The organism is Micromonospora sp. NPDC047521, assembly GCF_055587305.1.
Genome location: NZ_JBVJGN010000008.1, coordinates 234,310 through 257,798, shown reverse-complemented (window position 1 = coordinate 257,798; position 23,489 = coordinate 234,310). Strand labels below are relative to the sequence as shown.

The following is a 23,489-nucleotide window of genomic DNA, read 5'->3' as shown; positions in this document are numbered from 1 at the left end:
CTGCGGTTGCGGCGACGCACCGCGTGAGGAGGCAGGATGCAGCGCACGGTACGGACTCCGGATGGTCGGCTGCTGGTTGTCGAGGAGCGGGGTGACCCCGCCGGCTGGCCGATCCTGGTCCACCACGGCACCCCGAGTTCCCGCGGAGCGGCCTTCTACGGGCCGTGGGTACGCGACGCCACCGCGCGCCGGCTCCGGCTGATCAGCTACGACAGGCCCGGCTACGGCGGGTCCTCGCCCCGGCCGGGCCGCACCGCCGCCGACACCGCCGCCGATGTCCGCGCGATCTGCGCCGAGCTGGACATCGACCGCCTCGGCACGTGGGGCTTCTCCGGTGGCGGTCCGCACGCGCTGGCGTGCGCCGCCCTGCTACCCGACCTGGTGACCGCCGCGGCCGTCCTGGCCGGGATGGCGCCGTTCGAGGCCGAGGGCCTCGACTGGTTCGACGGCATGTACCGGGACGACGTCGAGGACACCCAGCTGTACCTCACCGATCCGGTCGCGGCGTGGAAGAAGATGAGCCAGGACCGGGACGAGTTCCTGCTCGCGTCGACAGGCGGGATGTCCGGCGCGGACGGATCACCGTTCATGGCGGAGGACGCGGTGGACACGCTTGGCGTGTTCCACGAGTTCCACTCCTCCTGCCGGACCGCCGGGCTGACGTCGGGCATCCGGGGCTGGTGGGACGACAACGGCACCCAGCTGCGGCCGTGGGGGTTCGACGTCGCCGACGCCGCCGTCCCCGTCCTGCTGATGTACGGCCGGCGGGACGTGTTCGTGCCGTCCGGTCACGGCGGATGGCTGGCCCGGCACATCCCGGGCGTCGAGGCCCGGTGGTTCGACGAGGACGGGCACGGGACGCTGGCGCGAAAGCGCGTACCCGCGGCGCAGGAGTGGTTGTCCGATCGGCGGTAGCGGTCGCCGATCGGCGGCTGCGGCACCGCCGCAGCCGCCCGGCGCCGGGCTCAGGCCGCTGGAACGGATGTGCCGGCCAGGGCGTGGGCCACCGCGTCGAGGCTGGCCGAGATTGTGAACACGGCGCCGGGCCGCGCGGCCTCGACGGGCACCGCCGGCAGATCCGCGCCTGTCACCCAGGCGACCACCGTCTCCTCCGGACCGACCAGACCCGCTGCGCTCGCCCGACCCAGGCCGGCGACCGCGGCGGCCCCGGCCGGCTCGGTCGGGAGCCGCGCCGCGTCGGACAGCAGCGCCACCGCGTCCAGGATCTCCGCGTCGCTGACCGTGACGAAGTCGCCCCCGGCGTGGCGGACCTCGTCGATGGCCCAGTCGCCGAGCATCGGCTCGGGGACCTCGATGCCGTCGGCCACCGTGCCCGGCCACCGGGCGGGCTCCTGGGCGCCGTGCCACCGCGCGGCCAGCGGCGCGCAGTCCCGCGCCTGCACCGCGATGATCCGGGGAACCGTCGCCAGGACGCCGCACGCGACGAGTTCGCGGAAGCCCTTGGCCGCGCCGATCAGCGTCACCCCGTCACCGACGGGCAGGACCACCGCGTCCGGCGCGCGTCTCCCGAGCTGCTCCCAGACCTCGAAGGAGGCCGTCTTCTTCGCCTCGATGGTGAGCGGGTTCAGCCCCGTGCACCGGTCCAGCCAGCCGAAGTGGGCTGCGGCACGCCGGGACAGCTCGAACGCGGCGCGGTAGCCCTCGCGGACCCGGAAGACGTACGCCCCCATCGCCGTCATCAGCTCGACCTTCGCCGGCGCGCAGTCCTCGGGTACGAAGATGACGACTGCGACGCCGGCGGCCGCGCCGCCGATGGCGGTGGACAGGGCGGCGTTACCTGTCGACGCCGTGGAGACCACCCCGACGCCGAGCCGCAGCCCCTCGTCGATCACGAGAGCCGTCGCCCGGTCCTTGTTGGAGGCGCTGGGACCGGCGGTCTCGTCCTTGAGCCACAGCCCCGGCAGGCCGAGCCGCCGTCGTAGTCCCCGCGCGGGGCGCAACGGCGTGCCGCCCACCGGCAGCGGATACCGGGTGGGCACGTCGGGTCGGGGCAGCAGGCCCCGGTACCGCCACATGCCGGTCCCCGAGTCGGGCCCGGGCAGCAGCGACTGGTCGTAGTCATAGGTGTACGTCTCGTGCCCGTGCGCGACGGACTTTAGCCGTGCCTCACCCACAGGTGCCTCCCAGCACGTCAGTTCCCGAAGAAGTCCGTCACCGAGACGGTGCGCGCGTCGCTCTTCGCGCGGTCCAGGACCAGGGCGCCGATCGCGATGTCGAGAACGCCGAGTCCGAACGGCGAGAACACGACTGCCTCGTGCGGCTTCAGCTCACACCTGCCCCGCAGGACGTCGGCGAGGGTGCCGGTCACGAACCCACGTCCGCCGGACAGCTGCTCGGCCAGGTGCGGTGAGGTCTGGGCGCGCAGGCAGTGGTCCACGTCGTCGACGATGTTCTGCGTGGCGAGCAGCGTCCGCGGGTGGATGTCGCGCAGGGAGACGTTGAGAACTGTCTGTCCCGGCGCGAAGCGCAGGCTCTCCGGCAGGTACGGCGTTCCCGCGGTCGTGGCGAAGACGACCACGTCGCAGCCGAGCGCGGCGTCCAGGTCCACCGCCTCGCCCGATCCCGGCCAGTGCTTCTCCACGTCGCTGACGAACCGCTGCGCGCGCTCGGGCACGAGATCGTGGCACACGAACCGGGTCACCGGAAGCTCCGTGTGCCTGAGGTACTCGGCGATGGTGCGGGCGATCACGCCCGTACCGACGAAGCCGAGAGTGACCGGCCCACCCGACGGTCGCAGGGCCCGCGCCGCCAGGGCCGCCGAGGCGGCGGTACGCACGGCGCTGATGTGGGCCGACTCGAGGCAGGCCACGGGCCGGCCGGTCCGGTCGTCGTTGAGCAGGAGCACCGCCGACGCCCGGGGCAGACCGAGGTCGTGGTTGCCGGGGAAACTGCTGATCCACTTGAGCCCCGGCATCCCGACCTCGCCGCCCAGGTACGCGGGCAGGGCGATGATGCGGTTCGCCGGCCGGTCCGGGAAGCGCAGGAAGTGGCTGGACGGGTTGACTGTCTCGCCCCGGTCGTGGGCGAGATACGCCTTCTCGACGGCCGTCAGGACGGCGTCACGGGCGCCGTCGAGCGCGTCGACGGCGACCGCGTGCGGCACGATCTGAAACATTCGGACTCCTCACCACCGCGCCAGGACCGAGTCGATGCCCGGGAAGTGCTCAGCCACCCACTTCTCGGAGTAGATGGTGTCGACGTACCGCTCGCCGGTGTCCGGCGAGATGGCCACCACCGGTTCACCGTTGTGGAACGTCGGCGCCAGGCGGCGCACAGCGGCGAGCACCGTACCTGTGGACCCGCCGACCAGCAGGCCGTACCGCCGCGCCACGATGTGGCACGCCGAGACCGTCTCCACCTCGGGTACGACCACCCGCTCGTAGTCGCCCCGGTCGACGAGCAGCTCGGGACGGAGGCTCGCGCCCAGGCCGGGGATGAGGCGGGGGGCGCCGTGATCCGCGAAGAGGATCGATCCCTCCGAGTCGACGGCGATGATCCGGGTGGCCGGGCGGTTCTCGCGGAAGAACTCCAGACAGCCCATCAGCGTGCCGGAGGTGCTCACCCCGACGAGCACCGCGCCGACATCGGGCAGCTCTTCGAGAATGCTCCGGGCGGTCTGCCGGTAGTGGGCGGAACTGTTGGCCCGGTTGGCGTACTGGTTGGGCCAGAACAGTTTGCGGTCCTGCTTGAGCTGGGACCGGATGTAGTCGATCCGGGTCTGCAGAAAGCCGCCGTTGGCATCCCGGTCGGTGACGATCACCACAGTGGTGCCCTGCGCCCGCATCGTGCGGACGGCGGCCGCGTTGGTGTTGGGATCGGCGACGATCGTGAGACTGATCCCCCGGTTGACGCACACGGTTCCGAGCGCGATACCGAGGTTCCCGGAGGACGATTCGATGAGCCGGTCGCCAGGTCCGATTCCGGATCTGTCGATCAGATCCTCGATCAGCGCGACGGCGGTCTTCAGTTTGATGGACCCGGCGGGGTTGAGACCCTCCAACTTCAGGCTCAGGTCGACCCCGGGCACGAATCCGGCCAGGTCGAGGAAGATGTCGTCGGTGACAATCTCGTACGCGGCGTCAAAGATCATCGGGCCTCGCTACGCCAGTGGTGCGCGGTCGGCATCGGCCGGTGGGCCGGCTCGGTATCCGCTGGGCACTCAGCCATCCTGGGAGTGGACAAGGCTTGCCGGACGCATGTCCGTCCAGTGCTTCTCGATGTACTCGAGGCAGGCGGAGCGGGAGTCGTCGTCGTGGACGACCACCCAGCCGTCGGGACTTGCGACAGCGGCCGGCCACAGCGAGTACTGGGCTTCGTCGTTCACCAGCACGTGATATCGAGCGTCGGCGTCTTCGAACGGGTTGGACACGAGCACTCCTCGTTTCGTCGTTGATCACTTTCGCTCGACTGGCGCACCGGCCGTCTGCATCGATCGTCCGCGTCGCAGGCGGACCGGGCATCTTGCCCGTTGCCGACGCCCTCATCGACGGGATCCGCTGGTCGAGGCGTCGACAAGCACGTCGATCCGATCGGCGAGGTCCTTGAGCACCGGGGTGTCGACGAGCACCCGGACGTTGAACTCCACGTTCCAGGTGCGGCGGGCCGACAGCACCAGCCTGGTCGCGAGCATCGAGTCGCCACCGAGGTCGAAGAAGTTGTCGCCACGACCCACCGCGTGGACGCCCAGGACCTCAGCCCACATGCGGGCCAGGGCGAGTTCGGTGTCGGTGATCGGGTCGGCCTGCGCGTCGCGCTCCCGCACTCCCCCGTCGGCGGGTACGGGCTGCGCGACGCCGTGCAGGAACTCGAGCACTGCGGCACGCGCCTGGTCGTTGGCCGCCAGCTCCGGCCTGTCGCAGGGGACGCGTACGGTCCGCAGGTCGGTCGCGCCCAGCCAGCCGGCGTCGGCCGGATGGCCCTGCGAGATCACCTGGAGGACAGGGCCACGCGGCGGCGGCTGCTCGTCGTGGTGGGCCGACACGAGGAAGGTGAGCCACTCGACGTACACGCCCACCACGTTCTCCACCGGGCCGCTGACGTCGGCGTCGCCGAACCCGAAGGCGGCCAGCGCGAGCCTCGCCCGCAGGCGCAGGTCCTCCCCGATCCGCCGCACCAGGGTCTCGGGGGTGGCGAGCAGCCCCTCGATGTCGAGCAGCGGAGGTCGTTCGACATTCGGCGCGCGACCCTCGACCTGCCGCACGACCTCGTGGTATTCGTGCAGAATCTCCGACGGCGGGGTCCGCTGCGGGTCGAGCAGCACGATGGGTACCGGACCGGCGGGACCGGCCAGGAGCGCGGCCATCGCGACGGCCAGGGGCGCGGTCGCGCAGTAGGCGATCAGGGCGACCGGGCGGTCCGGCCCCAGCCGCGCGAAGAGGTCGCGGGCGTACGCCGGAGTCGTGAGCGCGGTCGGCATCGGCGAGGTCAGGACCTCCTGGCACTCGAATCCGGACCGGTCGAGGTGCATCTCGCTGATGTGCGCCTCGGGCCGTCGACCCGGGTAGTCGAGGATGAGAAGCAGTGGTTTGTCGGTCACGGTCTCATCGCTCCCCTGCGTCGGCGGCTACCGCTGTGGTGCGGTTCGCCGGAGCCAGCAGCCGCGCGATGGCGGCACGATCGGCCTTTCCGCTCGACGTCCGTGGCAGGGACGGCAGCACCGAGATGGACGGTGGGACCGAGTACCAGGGAAGTTCCTCGCGGAGCGCGGCGAGCGCTGCGGTCGCGTCGAACTCCGCGCCGGCGGTGACGGTGACGGCGGCGCGCAGTTGGCGGGAGCCGGCGCCCAGGCTCACCGGGACGCAGATGGCCTCCACCACCCCGGGCTGCCTGCCCAGACATGCCTCGACCTCGAGCGGGTTGACCCGGTACCCACGGATCTTCACCTCGTCGTCGGTACGGCCGAGGAAGTGCAGCACCCCGTTCTCCACGCTCGCCAGGTCGCCGGTGCGAAAGGCCCTGGTGTGCCCGTGCGCGGTCGGCGGGATCCGCACGTACCGCTGCGCGTTCAACGTCGGCTGGTTGAGGTAGCCCAGTGCCAGGGGCGAGCCGGCGACGAGGAGTTCACCGACGTTCGAGTCACCGGAGTCGACGATGTCCAGCAGGACCTCGCAGCCCGGCAGTGGCAGGCCGATCGGTGCCAGCGCGGGCCACGAACTGCTCGGTCCGGTCAGCGTGTGCACGGACACGGTGTGCGACTCGCTCTGCCCGTAGTGGTTGTTCAGCACGCATCCGGGCAGCCTGTCGAAGAAGTCCCTGATCGCCGGCGTGCAGACCAACTGCTCGCCAGCGGTGTTGATCTCACGGAGGGCGAGGTTCGCCAACGAGTCGAACGCCGTCGCCGCCGTCGCCAGCATGTGCAGCGCGACGCAGGGCAGGAACAGCCTTTCGATCCGCTCGCGGGCGAGCCAGTCCAGCAGCTCGATCGGGTCCTGCCGCAGCTCCTCGGGCATGATGACGAGCGATCCGCCGCCGCCGAGCGTGCTGAGCGTCTCCTGGAACCAGATGTCGAAGTTCAGCGGTGCGAACTGCGCCGTCCGCAGGTCCTCGCGGACCGAGTGCTGCCGCTGCCAGGACGCCATGTTGTCGATGCAGCTGTGCGGCAGGGCCACCCCCTTGGGGTTCCCGGTCGACCCGGAGGTGTAGATGACGTAGACCGGCGTCTCCGGAACGCAGCGGACGAACCGCAGGTCGGTCCCGGCCAGCGGGTCCACCTCGCTCCACGCCGGGATCGTGATCCGGCGCGGCGCCGGCAGCTCCGGGTCGGGTCCCGTGTGCAGCAGAACCTTGGCTCCGCTCTCGGCGAGCATGTAGGCCAGGCGTCGGCGCGGAAAGGTGCCGTCCAGCGGCAGGTAGGTGGCGCCCGCGCCGATGACGGCCCAGGCCGCGGCGACGATCGCCGCGGACCGGCGTCCGGTGACGGCGACCGTGTCGCCCGGGCCGACACCTGCGTCCCGAAGCAGCTCGCCGATGCGGGCGATCCAGGCGGCCAGCTCGCGGTAGGTCAACTGGTGTTCCGGGTCGGCGACGGCGAGCGTCGCCGGCCGGAGGTCGAGCGATCGCTCGAACGAGTCGAGTACGCAGGACGGATCGGCCGTCCCACCCCAGAGTCCGGTTTCGGTGATCATCGCGAGGTGCCTCCCTCGAACGCGCTCACGATCTGTCCCGCACGCCGTACGTCCTCGACGAGTTCGTGCGCCGCGCGGTCCACGTCGGACTGTGCGCGCTCGAAGCGTTCGGGTGAGGTGAGGTAGCCGTTGTAGAACGTCGCGCCCTCGCAGAGCAGGCCGAACGTCCAGATCCGGGCGACGGAGGTGCCGTCCTGCGCGACGGGATGGCCCAGCGCGTCCACGTCGATCGACGCCACGACCTGGCTGTCGGGCCGGAACCGCCGGAGCACACCCTGTCTGGCCATCGCGCCGACCACTGTCGTGTCGTCGTGCAGGGAGCTGAGGCGGTCGGTGTAGCCCCGGTAGAGCCAGTCCGCGTGGACCGTGTGGCGGTCCGGGAACGCCGTCGAGGACAGGGCCCAGGAGCGGCTGTCATCGTCCCAGCTCACCAGGGGGTTCGGTCCCAGGGACATCGACACCACACCTGACCGCAGCAGCGTCAGGATGTTGGCGGACCGCTCCTCCTCCGGGCCGATCACCAGGCGGTTGATCGTCTCGGCGTGGTAGCGGTAGAACCGGTCCAGCGACGCGTCAGTCAGTCCCCCGAACTCGACCGCGTACCGGATGGTGTCGCGGACCTCGCGGCACATCTCGGTCGCCGCCTTGAACGGGCTCCCCTCGAATCCCCGGGCCGCCTGGGCGATGTCGGCGGCCATCCACGACTCCAGCGACCGCTGGTACGCCTCGCCGTCCGCCGGCGGCGGGAGGTCCTTGGCGCTCGGCGTCACGGTCCCGTGGTACGCCAGCTCGGGGTCGAACTCGTCAGGCCCGGGCAGGTCGTCGAGCGCGGGCAGGCGCCCGTCGGCGACCGCGGCACGCGCACGCAGGAGGAACGCCTCGGCGTCCTCGGTGCCGGTCTGCTGGAGGATCGTCGCCCGGCGGTACGCCACCCGCAGTTCGAGCATGAGCAGCGGCAGGACATCCCTGTCGAAGTCCAGTTGCGGCGTGGCGGCCCGCAGCCTGTCGATCGCCGAACGGGTGAACGCGACGGGCTCGTACGCCACGACCGACGACGGCGCGGGCCGCGCGCGGTACGGCAGGCCGGACCGGGAGAACACGACGATCCGCGGCTCACGGCCGCTGGGCACGTACCGCTCCGGTGTGACAGTGCGGTCGAACCTGCCGCCCCGCCCGACGGTCAACGCGAGGATCGCGTCCGTCGCCGTCAGACCGAGGCCCGCGATGGCGACGGTCTCCGACGGCTGGACGGACGCGAGCTGCCCGGGCAGCGGGTAAGGCCTGCCGATCAGTCGCCCCGCCGAACCGTCCCGGTCGTCTGGCGGCCGGGAGGGGCGCTGGCCGACCGTCACGAAGACGTAGTCGGCCTCGATGTGGTCGCCGTTGTCGAGCGACAGGATCGACGTGTCACCCTTTCGCCGCAGATCCGCGGCGGCGGACACGTGCGGGATCAGTCGCACGTTCTCCGGGGCGTTGTCCCGCAGACGCCTGTAGAACGACAGCAGATACTCCCCGAAGACCCGCCGGGGCAGATTGTCGTTCGGGCGTACCAGACGCCCCTGCGTGCCCACCGTGAAGCCGTCCCGCGCCACCCGCAGCCCTCGTTCACGCGCCCAGTCGAAGAGGGTGGGCCCGCTCAGCGGAGGCGCCTGGGAGACGGACCTGGGGGACGGGTACATCGAGACGTACGCGCAGGCGTGATTGAGCAGCAGGTAGTCCGGCTGGTGGACGTCGTACTGCTGGGGCTGGGCGGGGTTGGGGTCGACCAGGTGCAGGTCGAACGTCAACTCCTCGTCGACGAGGGCCGCGTGGCTGATGAGACGCTCCAGAACACTGAGCCCCCGGACACCGACGCCCACGATCGCAACAGTGACCGATTTTCTCCGTTGGTCCGGCGCGTACTGCTCATCCATCGCAGACCCTCCAAATAAGCGGCAATGGGCCGACGACCGCACACCGCATCGGCGGCCGTCACTGACAATTCCAGTCCCGTACGATCCGTCACACCTTCGCGATTGCCGCCGTCAGCGCTGCTGGCCCGCCATCGCGCGGCGATCACACCCGCAGGTCGGCGGCTATCCGCTCGAGCACCGCAGGGGACTTCTCGAAGATCGCGAAATGGTCACCGTCGAGCACGAGTTGCGCGTACCTGTCGCTGGTCTCCCGCTCCCAGCCGGCGACCTGTTCCGGAGCCGCGAAATGGTCACGCGTGCTGGCGAACGCCGTGATGGGGACCGGCAGACGCGGTTCGGGGTGGTAGCTGTAGATCTCGTTGACGTGGAAGTCGGCGACGAGCAACGGCTGGATCAGCTCCAGCATCACCGGCTCCGCCAGGATCTCCTCGGGCGTTCCACCCAGCCGGCGCAGCACCACCGCCAGCTCGTCCGCAGGCAGCCCGGCCAGCTCGGTCCTGATCATCGGGATGCTCGGTGCACGCCGGCCGGCCACGAAGAGGTGGACCGGCAGGGGACCGCCCAGACGGCGGATCTCACGGACGACCTCGAAGGCGCAGAGCGCCCCGGTGCTGTGGCCGAAGATGGCGTACGGCTGTCGTACCGTCCTGAGCACCTCCGGCGCGAGCTGCCGGGCGATCTCCACGGCCGAGGTCAGGGGCTGTTCGGAGCGTCGTGTCTCCCGGCCTGGCGGTTGGACGGGGCAGGCCGCGATCGTCGCCGGCAGGTCGCGGCCCCACGCCCGGTAGACCGCCGCACCGGCGCCGGCATGTGGCAGGCACAGCAGGCGGACCGCGGCGTCCTCACCGGTCCCGAACGGGAACCACTGGTTTCTGGGCCGCACCCGTCCTGCGCTGCTCCCCGCGCCGCTACGCACGGTCGCTCCCGGCGGCGGCGGAGATCCGGCCGAGCGGCTCGTCGGGCGCGGCGACGCCGTACGCCAGCAGTGACAGGAACCGGCCGGCCGCCTCCGCCACGGTGGCCGGGTCGAAGGTCTCGGCCTCGTAGTTCCACTCGCCCGAGTACCCGCCGTCCCGGCCGGCCACCAGGTTGAGCTGTAGCGCGAACTTGGCGTACCGCTCCGGAAGGCGGATCACCTCCGCGGTGACGTCGGGAAGCGAGAACGGCTCCCACTCCATGTCGTCGACGACGATCGCCACGTCGCACGGCGGCGGCGCGTCGGGAGCGGTGCCCTCGCGCGCCAGCTGGACGATCACCGGGTACGGGACGCCGCGATGCTGCATGGCGCCCAGGATCTCCGCCTTGGCGCCCCTGGCGAGTGCCCGGAACGACATGTCGGCCGTGACGGCCAGCCGCATCGGCAGCAGGCCGATGAGGACGCCGATCACGTCGTCGACCTCGGCTGACCCGCGCAGCGACATCGGCGTCCCGAAGATCACCTCATCGGACTCGCCGTACTGCCACAGCATCGCGGCCATCGCCGCCGCGAAGACGCCGAACGGTGTGGTCCGCAGTGCCCGGCTCGCGTCGCGTACCGCCTGGCCGAGTTCGGGGCTGATCTCGAAGGCGTGATGTCCGGCCATCGCGTTCCGCCGTCGGGCGTACTCCGGCCACCAGGCCGGCAACGTGCCCGGGAGTGGCTCGTCGTCGCCCGTCGCCGCCACGGATACCGGCCGGGCCGGCGGGATGGTGCACGACCGGGGAGCGTCCCGCACCCGCTCGCGCCAGTAGTCGAGGTTCCTCGGGTCCAGCCCCGCGGCCCGCTGGGCGATGGCGAGTTCGCCCGCCTGCACCGGCAGCGGCTCCAGGCCGGGCTCCAGGCCGCGTACCCGGGCGGTGTAGAAGTGCCTGAGTTCCCGCTGGAAGATGTTCAGCGACCAGTCGTCGATGACGGCGTGGTGGAGCTGCACCACCAGGACGACCTCGTCCGGGGACACGCGGACCAGCCACGAGCGCATGGGCGACTCGCCCAGGTCGAGCGGTTTGCCGACGATCCGGCCCAGTTCGTCGTCGAGCGCCGCCGGCGGGCAGGAGAGCTTCTCCAGGCGTACCGGATCCGGGCCGGTGACCAGCTGCACCGGTTCCTCGTTCCACTCGGTCAGCCGGGTACGGAGCACCTCGTGACGAGCGACGATCTGGCTGAGTGCCCATTCGAGCGCGTCGACGTCGAGTCGCCCGGTGATCCGGCACACCCAGGCTTCCACGTGTCGGGACGATCCGTCCCACAGGGCGTCGTCGATCCACAGCCCCTGCTGCTCGTGGCTCATCGGGAAGATCCGCGAGCGCGTACCCGCGCCGGGGTTGGCGTCCAGTTCACCGCTCATCGTTGCGCCCCGCCCGGACTCGGGTGGCGGGCCGCGAGATCCGGGCGATCTCGTGCAGCGCCGCGCGGTCGACCTTGCCGTTCGCGGTCACCGGATACCGCGTCAGGCCGCGGATGGTCTGCGGCACCAGGTACGCGGGCAACAGCCGACGCAGTTGGTCGTGCACCCGCAGGGGATCGTCCGATGGGGCGGACGGATCGGCGTCCGATGTCGGGACCTGGTACACCAGCGCCAGCCGGACCGGGACACCGTCGCTGTTGGTCACCGCGAAGGCGACGCAGTTGCGCACGCCCGGCAGCGAGCCGGCCACCGACTCGATCTCGGCGAGTTCGATCCGCTGCCCGTTGATCTTGACCTGGCGATCGCGTCGGCCGCGGTAGTGCAGGACGCCGTCGTCGTCCCACACCCCCATGTCGCCGGTCCGGTAGATCCGATCCGGGACCCCGTCGATGTCCACCGTTGGGAACTTCTCCCGGGTCAACTCCGGCTGCGCCAGGTAGCCGTTCGCCAGGCCCTGACCAGCGATGCAGATCTCGCCCTCCCGACCGGGGCCGCAGCGCGCGCCCCGCTCGTCGAGCAGCACCACGCCGGTACCCCGGACCGGCGTGCCGACCGGCACTCCCCCGGGCACGTCGCAGTCCGCGGGCACCAGCCGCCGCAGCGTCGTGATCATGCAGCTCTCGGCGGGCCCGTAGGCGTTCCAGAGCGGCAGGTCGGGATGGTGGGTCAGGAAGCCGCGCACGTGCTCCGGCGACGCCTTCTCACCACCCGTGTAGACGTGGGCAAGCCCCTCGAAGCAGTCCGGCGCCACGTCGACGAACAGGTTGAACACCGAGGTGGTGATCCACAGTGTGTCGACGCCGTGCCTCGACACGACGTACCGCAGCGTGTTCGGCAACAGGTGGCTCTCCGCGACCAGCACCACGGTGCCGCCCGTCGTGAGCTGCCCCCACAGCTCGAACGCGTACATGTCCCAGGGCAGCGCCGCGAACTGCGGCGTCGCGTGGCCGGGGCTGAAGCCGTCGAGGCCCTCGGGGCCGAAGAGCCGCGTCACCGCCTGGTGCGGCGACAGCACACCCTTGGGGACGCCCGTCGTGCCGGAGGTGAAGAAGACAGTCGCGGGCGAGTCCGGTGGCACCGACACCGGGTCGTACGCACGGGCGCGCCACGCCGCGTCGTCGATGCCGCCGTCCGAGGGCTGGTACCTGTCGAACCGGCCGTCCCACCTGTCGTCCGTGGTGACCGTCACCGCCGGCGAGATGAGATCGAGGATGAGTCTCTGGCGCTCCGCCGGCCAGCTCGGGTCGAGATTCGTGTAGGCCGCGCCGGTCTTGAGGACTGCCAGTTGCAGCGCCACCATCTCCGGCGAGCGGTCCAGCAGGATCGGTACGACCTGCCCCGGCCCGACACCACTGTCGGCCAGGTCGGCGGCGTAGGTGTTCGCGGCCGTGTCCAGCGTGCGGTAACTGATCGCCCGGTCCTGCCAGATCAGTGCGGGCGCGTCGGGGTCGCGCGTCGCGTGCGCGGCGACTGCCTCGTGGATCAGCGGCTGGGAACTGCTCGGTGCGCTCATGCCTCGGCCGCCAGCACGGACTCGGACCACACCCGCAGGGCGAAATCCGCGACGACGTCGTTCATGAACAGCCAGGCCGGCTCCGCCCGCCAACCACGCTCCTGTTCGAGGCGAGCGCAGATCTTGATGGCCGCGAGCGAGGTGCCACCGAAATCATAGAAACTGTCGGTACGACCGACCCGGTCGACAGCAAGCACGTCAGCGATGATGTGCGCGACCGACTGCTCCACCTCACCATCCGGCGCTACATAGGCACTGTCAACGAACTGTTCCCTGGATTCACTCATCGAGATCCTCTGGTCGATCCACGATTGTCGGTTGACTGTGGTACCGGTACTACTCACCCGTGGCGGACGACCCGACCCGCGCGCCGCTGGGGACATCGCCCAGGTGCGCGCTCACCGCGCCGACCGACGGGTTGGCGAAGAAGGTCTTGAGGGGCAGCTCCACACCGAAACGATCCGTGATCCGCGCGACGAGGACTGCCGCCAGCAGGGAGTGCCCGCCCAGGTCGAAGAAGCTGTCGCCGACCCCCACCCGGTCCACGCCGAGCACCTGCGCGAACAGCTCGGACAGGATCTCCTCCTGCGGCGACGCCGGCGTCCCGTCACCAGCATCCGCCTCGGCGGCTGGTGAGGTCTGCTCCTCGACAGGCGCCGCGAACTCCAGGGTTCCGTCCGGACGCCACCGGACCACATCGCCGGTCCGGAACATCCGCTCACCCACGCCGAACGGGCAGGCGACGAACCGCTCCGCCGTCGCCCCCGGCCGACCCAGGTACCCCCGGGCCAGCGGCGCACCGGCCACGTACAGCTCACCGTCGACTCCCGGCGGCACCGGCCGCAACCGGTCGTCGAGCACGAACACCCGCGTGTTCCAGATCGGTCGCCCCATCGGTACGACGAGACCGCTGTCGTCGCCGGCGCGGTGCGCGACACAGCCGACTGTGCACTCCTCCGGTCCGTACTCGCGGTGGATCTCCGCACCGCCGCGCGACCAGTCGTGTGCCAGCGACGACGGAAGGGTCTCACCTGCGACGACGAGCACCGTCTGCCGCTCGGCGACCCGGTCCTCCTGCCCGGCCATCGCCCGCAGGTCCGAGGGCTTGAGCCGGACCGGCGCCACGGGACCCGCCGCGCCATTGAGGACTGCGGTCGGCGGCCCTCCGTCCGGCGGGAGCAGCGCGACGGTGGCCCCGGCGAGCAGCGGCACCAGGATCGAGCTGATGTCGGGGCCGGACGACACAGGGGCGGCCACCGGCGCCGTGCCTCCCGCCTCGACGCGATAGGTGTCGGCGGCCCAGGCGCAGTAGTTGACGACGCCGCGGTGGGTGACAGTGACGCCCCTGGGGGCGTCCGTCGGGTCGGCCGGGTGGACCACGTACGCCGGGTGGTCGGGGCGCAACGCGGCGGCCCGCTCGTCGTCGGCGAGGGCGGTCCCCGGCGCGCTCGCCAGCGCGGCGCGGGTGGCGGGGTCGTCCAGGATCATCACCGGGGGGCCACCCGCCGTGGGTACGCCGGCGGCAGTGGCCTCGTCGGTGAGCAGGACCGCCGGCCGGGCGTCGGCGAGGACGAGGTCGACCTCCCCGGCGGGCCGGCCCAGATCGACCGGCAGGTACGCGGCACCGGCCTTGAGCACGCCCAGCAACGCGACGGCCAGCAGCTCGCCGCGCGGCAGAGCGACAGCCACCGACTGCTCCGGGCCGACCCCGCCGGCGGTCAGGTGCCTGGCGAGCTGGTTGGCGCGGTGGTCGAGCGCGGCGTAGGAGAGGCTGCTCCCGCCGGAGAGCACCGCCGTGGCGTCCGGCGTCCGGGCCGCCTGCTGCTCGAACAGCCGCGGCAGGGTGTGCTCGGGCACCGACCGGGAGGTGTCGTTCCACTCGTGCAGGATCCGCTGCCGCTCGGCGTCGTCCAGCAACTCGTGCTCGCTGACCGGCCGGGCCGGGTCGTCGGCGACCTGGCGCAGCAGTCGGGTGAGTCGTTCGGCGAGGGCCTCGACAGTCGATTCGTCGAAGAGGTCGGTGGCGTACTCGAAGGTGGCACGGATGCCCGCAGGTGAGCCGTCGGCGTTGTGCAGCGGGCGGACGAAGAGCGACAGGTCGAACTTCGTCGTCTCGTGGCCGACCGCCTCGGGCTCGATCCGCAGGCCGGGCAGCTGCCACCGGCGGGTCGCCGCGTTGTCGGAGATGAGCATCACCTGGAACAGCGAATGCCGGGACACCGAACGGGCCGGGTTGAGGATCTCCACCAGGCGCTCGAAGGGCACGTCCTGGTTGCTGTACGCGGCGAGGTCGGTCTCGCGGATGCGGGCCAGCAGCTCGGTGAAGCTCGGGTCGCCGCTCAGGTCGGCGCGCAGCACGAGGGTGTTGACGAAGAAGCCGACCAGGTCGTGGACCGCTTCGTCGGACCGGCCGGCCACCGGCGTACCGATCGGGATGTCGGTGCCCGCGCCGCACCGCGACAGCAGGGCCGCCAGCCCGGCATGCAGCACCATGAACAGCGTCGTCTTGTGCGCGGCCGCCAGCCCCTCCAGTCCACGGTGCAGTCCGGCGTCCAATGTGATCCCGACGGCGCCGCCACGATCGGTCGGTTCGATCGGGCGCGGCCGGTCGTACGGCAGCCTCAGCTCGTCGGGCAGGCCCCGCAGCGTGGAGGTCCAGTAGTCGACCTGGTCGGACAGGAGGTTGCTCGCCTGGACGCCGTCACCGAGCAGGTCACGCTCCCACATGGTGTAGTCCGCGTACTGCGCGGGCAGCTCCGCCCACCGTGGCGCCTGGCCCTCCGCGCGGGCCCGGTACGCCTCGGCCAGGTCGCGCATCAGGATGCCCATCGACCATCCGTCGCAGGCGATGTGGTGGGTCATCAGCAGCAGCACATGCTCCTCGGGCGCCAGCCGGAACAACCAGGCCCGGACCGGCAGCGCCGTCGCCAGGTCGAAGACGTGTCGTGTGGCCTGCTCGAGAAGGCGGGGCAGGGTCGCCGGATCCGCCTCCACCACCGTCACGTCCGGCGTCGCCTCGGCGGCCTCGAGGATCTGCTGGTACGGCTGGCCGTCCACCTCGGGGAAGACCGTACGCAGCGACTCGTGCCGCCCGACCACATCGTGCAGCGCCGCCCTCAACGCGTCCGCGTCCAGCCGGCCCTGCAACCGCCAGGCGAACGGCATGTTGTAGACCGAGCTCGGTCCGTTGAGCCGGGCCAGGAACCACAGCCGCCGCTGGGCGAACGACAGTGGCAGCCGCTCGGGCCGCGACGTGGCCACCAGCGCAGGCCGGGAACTGCCGGCCTCCCCCATGGCCTTGGCCAGCTGCGCCACCGTCGGATTCCAGAACAGCGCACGGACCGGGACCTCCACGCCGAACACCGCGCGGATGCGGCTGATCAGCCGGATGGCCCGCAGGGACTGGCCGCCCAGATTGAAGAAGCTGTCCTCGACTCCCACCCGGTCGACGCCCAGCACCTGTGCGAACAGCTCGCACAGGATCTCTTCGCGTGGCGACGCCGGCTCCCGGCCGCGAACCGGGCCGTCGGGCGCCGGAATCGGCGGTACCTGCGCGTCAAGCTTCCCACCATCGGCGTCGAAGCGATTAGCCATGGTCATCCCCATCCTGGCTGGAACGAATCGATCCGCGCTGGCTAACCGACAGGCGGAAGCAGGTGCTGGTTCGCTGCGTGCAGCGCTCTGGGAGCGTCGCAGCCGCGCCACCCGCCTCCACCTCCGATCTTGCTCGGGCGGATCGACGGGATCAGGCGACCGGTGTCGGCCGCTGGGCGCCATGAACACTCGTGCCACTGCCGAACGGTGTTCGAATCTGGGCCGCCGCGCCGTCCCCCGGCATCTCCGGTGCTGCTCCACACTGAGGTGAGTCAGCCACGCCGGCCGAGCAGCAACCGGGAAGGCGCGGCGGACCGTCCGGCCTGGAAACGTCTGGAAGGCCGCTGGTTCCGATCTCGGGCCCTGACGCAGCGCGGCAGCGGGACACCTGCGAAGGAGAAACTCGATGGAGATTACCCAGGCGCCGCCCAAGGATGAGCTCGTTCGCCGCGCCTCCGCGCTTGTCCCGCTCCTGCGGGAAAAAGCTCTCTGGATGGAGGAGAACCGGCGGATCCACGACGAGGTCATCGAGGCGATCACCGACGCGGGCATCCTGAAGATGCGGGTGCCGGTCCGCTACGGCGGATACGAGTCCGACATGGGCACTGTCGTGGACGTTCTGGCGGAGCTGGGGCGCGGCGACGGCTCGACCGCGTGGACGGTCGCGGTGTGGTCGATCAGCACCTGGATGACGGGGCTGTTCCCCGACGAGGTGCAGGACGAGATTTTCGCGACTCCCGACGTGCGGATCAGCGGGATCCTCAGTCCCGGCGCCGTGGCCGTCCCGGCCGACGGCGGTTTCGTCATCAACGGGAAGTGGTCGTTCAACACGGGCGCTCAACAGAGCACCTGGAACACGAACGCCGCCGTCACGCCGACCGGGGACGGTGGCTTCGCACCGATCATGGTGGCGGTCCCGATCGCCGACCTGGAGATCATCGACGACTGGCACACCTCGGGTCTGCGCGGTTCCGGCAGCATCACCACGATCGCCAAGGACGTCTTCATCCCGGCGGAGCGGGTGCTGCAGATGGGCCCGGTGCTGCAGGGTCAGCACCGGTCCGAGCGGAACGCGAACGCGACGATCTACCAGGCCCCCTTCATGCCTACCGCGTGCGCCACCATCAGCGCGCCGGCCCTCGGTCTGGCCATGGCGGCGAAGGACGCCTTCCTGGAGCGACTGCCCGGCCGGAAGATCACCTACACCAACTACGAAAACCAGGCCGAGGCGCCCATCACCCACCTGGAGATCGCCGAGGCGATCACCAACATCGACGAGGTCGGCTTCCACGCCCGCCGCGCGGCGAACATGATCGACACCAAGGGTCGGGCGGGCGAGGCCTGGACCCTCGAGGAGCGGGCTCGCGTACGACTCGACCTGGGCGCAGCCTGCCAGCGGGCCAAGGAGGCGGTCGACATCCTGCAGGGTGCGAGCGGCGGCTCCTCCATCCACCAGGACGTGCCGATCCAGCGCATCCAGCGGGACGTGCAGGCGCTCAACCTGCACGCCATCCTGCACCCCAAGACGAACCTGGAGCTGTACGGCCGGATCGTCTGCGGGCTGGACAGCAACACGCTGTTCGTCTGATCGGCGCGTCCGTCAACGTGCCGCGACCGTGGACACCGCCACCGGTGGTGGCTGGACGGTAGGCGACACCTGATCTCACCGCCCCGGAAGGCCGTCCGCCGTTCGCCGTACGGCACCTGTGGTGCCGGCTGTGGACAGCGGGCGGCCTCCGGGGCGACCACCAGGCGCGGCCGGCTCAGAGCGCCAGCCGCGCCGCTGCGCCCTGCTGCGGCCCCTCATTGTCAGGAACGGCCGGCTCTACTGGCCGGTCATACTCGAAAGGCGTCGTCGTGATGCTGGCATCAGTGTGTCCCGCAGTCGGTCAGGCCTGGGAGTTGCGCGAGGTTCCCACGCCCGTGCCGGGTCCAGGCGAGGTGCTCATCCGCGTGCACGCGAGCGGCCTGTGCCGCAACGACGTGTGGCTCACCGACGGTACGTATCCGTATCCGCCGATCGAGCCGACAATCGTCGGGCACGAGCCCGCCGGTGAGGTCGTCGAGGTAGGCGCCGGTGTGACCTCGCGCAGGGTCGGCGACCGGGTCGGCGCCACCTGGATCCAGGGTGGCTGCGGCTCCTGCGACCACTGCCGGCTCAACCTCCCGGTCACCGGCATCACGGGCATGAACTGTGTCTCCCCCGCGATGACCGGGCTGACCAGGCCCGGTGGTCATGCCGAGTATCTGGCGGTGCCGGCGTCCTCCACAGTGCTGCTACCGGACGACCTGCCCTACGAGATGGCCGCGCCGCTGCTGTGTGCCGGGTACACGTCCTGGTCGGCCCTGCGGGCCGGGAACCCGCAGCCGCACGAGCGGGTCGCCGTGCTCGGCATCGGCGGCCTCGGCCACCTGGCCGTGCAGTTCAGCAGGGCCTGCGGCTTCGAGACCGTGGCGGTGACCAGCAGTCCGGACAAGACCGAACTCGCCCGCGGGCTCGGCGCCGACCACGTGGTGTCCGACGGGGAGGGCCTCGCGAAGATCGGCGGCGCGGACGTCGTCGTCGTCACCGGCACCTCCTACGAGGCCGCCGCCGAATGCCTTTCCGGCCTTCGGGTCAATGGCCGCATGGTGCTCGCGACAATTGACCCGGCGGGCTCTTTCACCATTGATCCGTCACGACAGTTCTTCGCCAAGGGTCAGACAATTCTCGGTGCCACCCACAATGGCCTGCCCTATCTCGTCGAGGCCCTCGACCTGGCGGCCAGCGGTGCCGTCACGGCTCACATCGAGGTCTTTCCCAAGGAAGAGATCGCCGAGGCCGTCGACCGCGTAGCCGCTGGCGATGTCCGCTTCCGGGCCGTCGTCACCTACTGATCGGATCACCGTCCAGGACCCGTCGGCCACTCGGGCGGTCCGGCAGGGCCGTGGGCGGGATGCCGGGAACGGCAAGCGGGCGCCAGCGGCAGCATTCCGCAAGATGTGTCCGTGGGAATGCCATGTCATCGTCATCGAAGAATGTCCGCCAATTCGGGCGCAAGGGCTGGTCTAACTGAGCAGCGAGGACGGCGTTATGCAGAAAGAAACCCTTCCGGTCGTCATCGACACCTCAGGTGTCGATATCCATGCGGAGAACGCGAGGATTCGCGAGCACGGGCCAGTCGCCCAGGTCGAGCTCCCGAACGGTGTACGGGCGTGGTCGATCACCGGTTACGACGCGGGTAGGCAGGCGCTGAGCGACCATCGCCTGTCCAAGGACGGGCATCAGCACTGGACCGCGTACGTCCACGGCGAGGTCGACCCGAGCTTCCCACTCATCGACTGGGCGCTCATGGACAACATGAACACGACATACGGAAGCGCGCACAGTCGCATGCGCGCGCTGGTGGCGAAGAGATTCACGCCGCGACGGATCGAGGCGATGCGGCCGACGATCGACAAGATCGTTGCGAGCCTGCTGGCGGACCTCGCGGGCAGCTCGGCCGGCGCGGTGGTGGATCTCAAGGCGAGATACGCCTACCCCCTCGCCGCCCGCGTGATCTTCGATGTCGTCGGTATTCCCGAGGCGGCCCGCGGAACCATCCTCGGCGACGGCGAGGCGCAGATCGACACGACCAAGACCAGCGAGGAGATCGCGGCGAGTGTCGAACGGGGACTGATGGAGCTGGCCGCGGTGGTCGACGCAAGGCGCCAACACCCCGCGGACGACCTCATGAGTGATCTGATCGCCGCCCAGCAAGAGGACGGCTCGGAGCTGCGCGACGGCGAGATCATCGGCAATCTGTCGTTCCTGCTGGGTACCGGCACCGAAACCGTCACGAACCTGGTGGTCAATTCGGTACTCGCCCTGCTCTCCCATCCTGACCAGTTGCAGCTGGTCAGGTCCGGGAAGGCCTCGTGGCAGGACGCGATCGAGGAAACCCTTCGCGTCGAGGCGCCGGTGGCACATCTGCCATTCCGGTTTCCCACCGAAGATGTTCAGCTCGGCGGCGTGACGATGAGCGCGGGCGATCCGGTCCTCATGAATTTCGCCGCCATCGGACGCGATCCCGCCATCCACGGCACGAGCGCCGGTTCCTTCGACATCGCCCGGCCGTCAAAGGACCATCTGTCCTTCGGCCACGGCGCGTACAGCTGCATCGGCAAGGCCCTCGGCCGCGTGGAGGCCGAGATCGCGGTCTCCGCGCTGTTCACCCGCTTCCCCGACCTTGCGCTCGCGGTTCCGGCGTCAGACATCAAGCCGCAGAGCACGTTCATCATGAACGGCCGTGACGAGTTGCCAGTCCTGCTGGCCGCGCCCCCTGCCGAGTCGGCGTGACACCACCAGCCACCTCCCAGGTGCGGGACCGCTTACGGGCCGAGGTGACGGATGCCGCCGCGCGCGTGGCCGATCTGGTGTCGACGTTGCCCGCTCCCGCTGACCGCAGCCCCGACCAGCAGGCCCGAGCCACCTCGGCACAGGTACGCGCCCGGACCGCGAGGCGTCGGCTTCTGCGCGACCAGTCCGAGCTGCTCTACCGCGAGGCCGTCGGAGCGAGCTCGCGACGGCTGTCCTTGACCGATCTGTCGTACCTGCTGGCCGACATCGTTCCCGGCCTGACGCCGAACCGGGCGGAGATGGAGGTGGAACGCGGCCGCCGCCAGTCCGCCAAGGAAGGCCTTGAGATCGACCAGGGCATCGCGTCCTCCGCGCTGCTCAGATCCGGTGCCGGCGGCGACCTGCTGCGCTCGCAGCGGTTGCCGACCGACGAGGCCCGTTCGCGGCTGGCGGAGTTCCAACGGACCGGCGCGGTCGAGATGCCGGTGGTGTCGGTACGGCGCACGGACGGCGTGGCCGAGATAACTGTCGCCAACCAGCGGTACCTCAACGCGGAGGACGAGCCCCTGGGTCAGCAGCTGGAGATCGCGATCGACCTGGCCCTGCTGGATCCGGGGGTACGCGTGGGCATCCTGCGGGGCGCCGTCATGGAGCACCCGAGATACGCCGGCCGTCGGGTCTTCAGCTCGGGAATCAACCTGAGCCTGCTGTGCGCCGGGCAGATCCCCTTTCTGGGCTTCGTCATGCAACGTGAGATGGGCTACCTGAGCAAGATCCAGCGTGGCCTGTGGGATCCCCGGCAGCAGGCGGATCCGACGGCTCGGGGCGGCAAGCCGTGGATCGCGGTCGTCGACGGGTTCGCCATCGGCGGTGGCATGCAGCTGATGCTGACCTTCGACTACGTGATCAGCTCGGACACGGCCTACTTCACGCTGCCGGCGGCGCGTGAAGGCATCGTGCCCGGTGCGGCGAACCTCCGGCTCGGCCGCGTCCTCGGCCCCAGGCTGGCCCGACAGGTACTCCTGGGTGGTCGGCGGATCGGGGCCCGCGAGCCGGCTGCGGCCCTGCTGTGCGACGCCGTCGTGGCGGAGGAGGAAATCGACGGCGCGATTGACGAGGCCGTGCACGCCATGGACAACCCGGCCGTGCTCGCCAATCGACACATGATCACCGCCTTCGAGGAGCCCGAGGATCACCTCCGCGGCTACCTCGCCGAGTTCGCCGAGGTCCAGGTTCAGCGGTTGTACAGCCAGGACGTCCTGCACCGGTTGGAGCAACAGTGGATGCAACGGCAACGGTGAGCACCGGCGCGCATCTCCACGCTGATGACCTGCATCGCAGCGTGTCGAGCCGGCAGGTCGCCGCGATGACCATGCTCAACGAGATCGTGGCCGCGTTCCCGGACGCGATCTCGTTCGCGCCGGGCGCCCCCTACGAGCCGTTCTTCGCGGACATCGCCGTCGGTCCGCTGCTGGACACCTACGTCGAGGCCCGGCGGGCCGCCGGCCTCGGCGAGGAGGCGGTACGCCGACAGCTGTTCCAGTACGGCCCGAGCAAGGGGATCATCAACGATCTGGTCGCCGCCGCCCTGCGGGTGGACGAGGCCATCGACGTCTCGCCTGACGCGATCGTGATGACTGTCGGTTGCCAGGAGGCGCTCTTTCTCACCCTGCGTGTCCTTCATCCGCCCGGTTCCAGCCTGGCCGTCCCCGATCCGTCCTATGTCGGCGCTGTCGCAGCTGCCGACTCGCTGGACATAGTGGTCCACCCGGTGCCAGACGACGGCACCGGCCCGGACCTGGCGGCCCTCCGTACGGCGTCGGAGCGGGAGCGGGCGGCCGGCCGGCGCCTGCGGGCGCTGTACGTCTCCCCCGACTTCGCGAACCCGTCGGGATGCCGGCTCTCGCTCGCCGCCCGACAGCGTCTGCTGGCCGCGGCGTCGGACCTCGACCTCATCCTGATCGAGGACAATCCGTATGCCTTCACGGCCGCCTCGGACGACCGGCTGCCCAGTCTGAAGGCGCTCGACCGCGAGGGTCGGGTGGTGCACACCGGCACCTTCGCGAAGGTCGCGGTACCGGGAGCCCGGGTGGGTTACGCGGTGGCTGACCAGTGGGTCACGTCGCCGTCCGGCCCACCGGTCCGACTGGCCAGCATGATCGCCGCCGCCAAGAACGCGGTCACCCTGAACACCTCCCCGCTGGCTCAGGCCCTGATCGGCGGGCTCCTCATTCAACACGGGGGCTCCATCGCCGCGCTCGGCCAGCGTAAGGCGGCGCATCTGCGCGGCAACCGGGCCGTCCTCCTCGAGCGGCTTGCCCACCACTTCGGCGAGCCCGGCCAGCGGGGTGCCCGGGTTCGCTGGTGGGCACCCGAAGGCGGTTACTTCGTCCAGGTCGAACTCCCGGTCGAAGCCGACGACGCGCTGTTGCGGCAGTCCGCGGAGACGTTCGGCGTCCTCTGGACCCCGATGCGCGGCTTCCACCTCGCCGGGGGTGGCGAACGACGCATCCGGCTGTCGTGTTCCGCGCTCGAGCACGACGAGATCGTCGAGGGCACCGCCCGGTTGGCTGACTTTGTCAACGCGTTGTAGGGCACATGCCGGTCGCGCTCGGCGCGGAC

The 23,489-nt window shown here is 70.6% G+C and carries 18 protein-coding genes; 6 read left to right on the top strand and 12 right to left on the bottom strand.

All coding sequences use genetic code 11. From position 1 onward, the window contains the following. Positions 1 to 36: 36 nt before the first annotated feature. The gene (locus ACZ6N8_RS19580) at positions 37 to 915 is read left to right on the top strand and encodes an alpha/beta fold hydrolase (protein WP_466011688.1); all 879 of its coding nucleotides are present in this window, start codon (positions 37 to 39) and stop codon (positions 913 to 915) included. Positions 916 to 965: 50 nt separating this feature from the next. On the opposite strand, the gene ACZ6N8_RS19575 is transcribed toward ACZ6N8_RS19580, so the two are convergent. The 12 genes from ACZ6N8_RS19575 to ACZ6N8_RS19520 form a co-directional block, all read right to left on the bottom strand. Continuing rightward, complete coding sequence (locus tag ACZ6N8_RS19575; protein WP_466011687.1) at positions 966 to 2,135, bottom strand: threonine synthase; 1,170 nt, start codon at positions 2,133 to 2,135, stop codon at positions 966 to 968. Between the two features lie 17 nt (positions 2,136 to 2,152). Next, positions 2,153 to 3,136, bottom strand: coding sequence for a 2,3-diaminopropionate biosynthesis protein SbnB (sbnB, locus tag ACZ6N8_RS19570; RefSeq protein WP_466011685.1), 984 nt, complete (start codon positions 3,134 to 3,136; stop codon positions 2,153 to 2,155). Positions 3,137 to 3,145: 9 nt separating this feature from the next. Then, positions 3,146 to 4,111, bottom strand: coding sequence for a 2,3-diaminopropionate biosynthesis protein SbnA (sbnA, locus tag ACZ6N8_RS19565; protein WP_466011683.1), 966 nt, complete (start codon positions 4,109 to 4,111; stop codon positions 3,146 to 3,148). Between the two features lie 69 nt (positions 4,112 to 4,180). Further along, positions 4,181 to 4,390 (bottom strand): MbtH family protein, encoded by a 210-nt coding sequence (locus ACZ6N8_RS19560; protein ID WP_364363198.1) that lies wholly within the window; start codon positions 4,388 to 4,390, stop codon positions 4,181 to 4,183. 111 nt (positions 4,391 to 4,501) lie between these two features. Then, the gene (locus ACZ6N8_RS19555) at positions 4,502 to 5,557 is read right to left on the bottom strand and encodes a phosphopantetheine-binding protein (RefSeq protein ID WP_466011681.1); all 1,056 of its coding nucleotides are present in this window, start codon (positions 5,555 to 5,557) and stop codon (positions 4,502 to 4,504) included. A gap of 4 nt (positions 5,558 to 5,561) precedes the next feature. Then, entirely contained in the window at positions 5,562 to 7,145 is a 1,584-nt protein-coding gene (locus ACZ6N8_RS19550) for an AMP-binding protein (protein WP_466011679.1), read from the bottom strand. Continuing rightward, entirely contained in the window at positions 7,142 to 9,004 is a 1,863-nt protein-coding gene (locus ACZ6N8_RS19545) for an FAD/NAD(P)-binding protein (RefSeq protein ID WP_466011677.1), read from the bottom strand. The genes ACZ6N8_RS19550 and ACZ6N8_RS19545 overlap by 4 nt, the downstream gene beginning before the upstream one ends. 196 nt (positions 9,005 to 9,200) lie before the next feature. Further along, entirely contained in the window at positions 9,201 to 9,941 is a 741-nt protein-coding gene (locus tag ACZ6N8_RS19540) for a thioesterase II family protein (RefSeq protein WP_466011675.1), read from the bottom strand. A gap of 25 nt (positions 9,942 to 9,966) precedes the next feature. Then, entirely contained in the window at positions 9,967 to 11,382 is a 1,416-nt protein-coding gene (locus ACZ6N8_RS19535; RefSeq protein ID WP_466011673.1) for a condensation domain-containing protein, read from the bottom strand. Continuing rightward, complete coding sequence (locus ACZ6N8_RS19530) at positions 11,372 to 12,955, bottom strand: amino acid adenylation domain-containing protein (RefSeq protein ID WP_466011671.1); 1,584 nt, start codon at positions 12,953 to 12,955, stop codon at positions 11,372 to 11,374. Before ACZ6N8_RS19530 ends, ACZ6N8_RS19535 begins: the two co-directional genes overlap by 11 nt. After that, positions 12,952 to 13,242, bottom strand: a complete 291-nt coding sequence (locus tag ACZ6N8_RS19525) for a phosphopantetheine-binding protein (RefSeq protein ID WP_387123253.1) — start codon at positions 13,240 to 13,242, stop codon at positions 12,952 to 12,954. Before ACZ6N8_RS19525 ends, ACZ6N8_RS19530 begins: the two co-directional genes overlap by 4 nt. Before the next feature lie 49 nt (positions 13,243 to 13,291). After that, a complete protein-coding gene (locus ACZ6N8_RS19520) occupies positions 13,292 to 16,549 on the bottom strand; it encodes a condensation domain-containing protein (RefSeq protein ID WP_466011669.1) in 3,258 nt (1,085 codons plus the stop codon). 406 nt (positions 16,550 to 16,955) lie between these two features. On the opposite strand from ACZ6N8_RS19520, the gene ACZ6N8_RS19515 reads away from it, so the two are divergent. The 5 genes from ACZ6N8_RS19515 (at position 16,956) to ACZ6N8_RS19495 (ending at position 23,460) form a co-directional block, all read left to right on the top strand. Further along, positions 16,956 to 18,137 carry an acyl-CoA dehydrogenase family protein gene (locus ACZ6N8_RS19515; protein ID WP_466011667.1) on the top strand — a complete coding sequence of 394 codons (1,182 nt, stop codon included), beginning with the start codon at positions 16,956 to 16,958 and terminating at the stop codon, positions 18,135 to 18,137. A 272-nt stretch (positions 18,138 to 18,409) separates the two neighbouring features. Then, positions 18,410 to 19,426, top strand: a complete 1,017-nt coding sequence (locus ACZ6N8_RS19510; RefSeq protein WP_466011784.1) for an alcohol dehydrogenase catalytic domain-containing protein — start codon at positions 18,410 to 18,412, stop codon at positions 19,424 to 19,426. Positions 19,427 to 19,622: 196 nt separating this feature from the next. Next, the gene (locus tag ACZ6N8_RS19505; RefSeq protein WP_466011665.1) at positions 19,623 to 20,867 is read left to right on the top strand and encodes a cytochrome P450 family protein; all 1,245 of its coding nucleotides are present in this window, start codon (positions 19,623 to 19,625) and stop codon (positions 20,865 to 20,867) included. After that, the gene (locus ACZ6N8_RS19500; protein WP_466011663.1) at positions 20,864 to 22,168 is read left to right on the top strand and encodes an enoyl-CoA hydratase/isomerase family protein; all 1,305 of its coding nucleotides are present in this window, start codon (positions 20,864 to 20,866) and stop codon (positions 22,166 to 22,168) included. The genes ACZ6N8_RS19505 and ACZ6N8_RS19500 overlap by 4 nt, the downstream gene beginning before the upstream one ends. 41 nt (positions 22,169 to 22,209) lie before the next feature. Beyond that, on the top strand, positions 22,210 to 23,460 hold the full coding sequence (locus ACZ6N8_RS19495; RefSeq protein ID WP_466011661.1) for an aminotransferase-like domain-containing protein: 1,251 nt from the start codon (positions 22,210 to 22,212) through the stop codon (positions 23,458 to 23,460). The last annotated feature ends 29 nt before the right edge of the window (positions 23,461 to 23,489 follow it).